At 71.7% G+C, this 1,397-nt stretch carries 1 protein-coding gene and 1 rRNA gene; both read left to right on the top strand.

Annotated elements, in window-relative coordinates:
- The first annotated feature begins 4 nt into the window (after positions 1–4).
- Positions 5–121: ribosomal RNA gene (rrf, locus tag KBX26_RS31970) — 5S ribosomal RNA — on the top strand.
- A 484-nt stretch (positions 122–605) separates the two neighbouring features.
- The coding region (locus tag KBX26_RS31965) for a hypothetical protein (RefSeq protein WP_210867116.1) at positions 606–1,397 on the top strand (792 nt) is incomplete at its 3' end.

Genomic DNA, 1,397 nt, shown 5'->3' with positions numbered 1-1,397 from the left:
GAGTTACGGCGGTCATGGCGGAGGGGAAACGCCCGGTTACATTCCGAACCCGGAAGCTAAGCCCTCCAGCGCCGATGGTACTGCACTCGTGAGGGTGTGGGAGAGTAGGACGCCGCCGGACAATCTTCCAGTCGAGGGCCGCCCCATCCGGGTCGGCCCTCGACTGCGTAGCGCCATTGGTGGCGCAATCAGGAAGGATGTACCTGTGAGTTCAGGACCGCAGGGCGGAGATCGTCCCCGTCGTTACGAAGACCGTACTGACGGTGCGGGCGGACGCGACCGCGGCCCGCGCCGCGACGACCGAGACCGGCCTCCGTACCGGGGAGACCGTGACAGCGGCGGCGCCCGAGGCGGATACGCCGGCGGCCGCGACTCTGGCTCCCGTGGTGGTGACCGGGACAGCTCGCGCTCCAGCGCCCCGCGTGACGGCGGTTTCCGCGGCGGCGATCGCCGTGACGGTGGCTTCCGCGGCGGTGACCGGGACGGTTCGCGTTCCAGCGCCCCCCGCGAGGGCGGCTACCGCGGCGGTGACCGGGACGGGTCGCGCTCGGGTGCTCCCCGTGACGGTGGGTTCCGGTCCGGACCTTCCCGTGAGGGTGGTTTCCGTGGCGGCGATCGGGACGGTTCGCGTTCCAGCGCCCCGCGTGAGGGTGGTTTCCGTGGTGGTGACCGCGACGGTGGTTTCCGTGGTGGTGACCGCCGTGAGGGCGGGTACCAGGGTGGTGACCGCACTCGCTCCGGCCCGCCGCGTGAGGGTGGTTTCCGCGGCGGCGACCGCGACGGCGGGTTCCGTGGCGGTGACCGCCGTGAAGGTGGTTTCCGTGGCGGCGATCGGGACGGTTCGCGTTCCAGCGCCCCGCGTGAAGGCGGTTTCCGCGGTGGCGACCGCGACGGCGGGTTCCGTGGCGGTGACCGCCGCGAGGGCGGTTTCCGTGGCGGCGACCGGGACAGTTCGCGTTCCAGCTCGCCCCGTGAGGGTGGCTTCCGCGGCGGTGACCGTGACGGTGGTTTCCGTGGTGGCGACCGCGATGGTGGTTTCCGTGGTGGTGACCGTCGTGAGGGCGGGTACCAGGGTGGTGACCGCACTCGCTCCGGCCCGCCGCGTGAGGGTGGTTTCCGTGGCGGCGACCGTGACGGTGGTTTCCGTGGTGGTGACCGCCGTGAGGGTGGTTTCCGTGGTGGCGACCGCGATGGTGGTTTCCGTGGTGGCGACCGCGATGGTGGTTTCCGTGGTGGTGACCGTCGTGAGGGCGGGTACCAGGGTGGTGACCGCACTCGCTCCGGCCCGCCGCGTGAGGGTGGCTTCCGCGGCGGTGACCGTGACGGTGGTTTCCGTGGTGGTGACCGCCGTGAGGGTGGTTTCCGTGGTGGCGACCGCGATGGTGGTTGCGGGGGGG

Source organism: Micromonospora sp. C97, from assembly GCF_018070385.1.
GTDB lineage: Bacteria > Actinomycetota > Actinomycetes > Mycobacteriales > Micromonosporaceae > Micromonospora > Micromonospora parva.
This window is presented reverse-complemented; position numbering and strand designations above follow the sequence as displayed.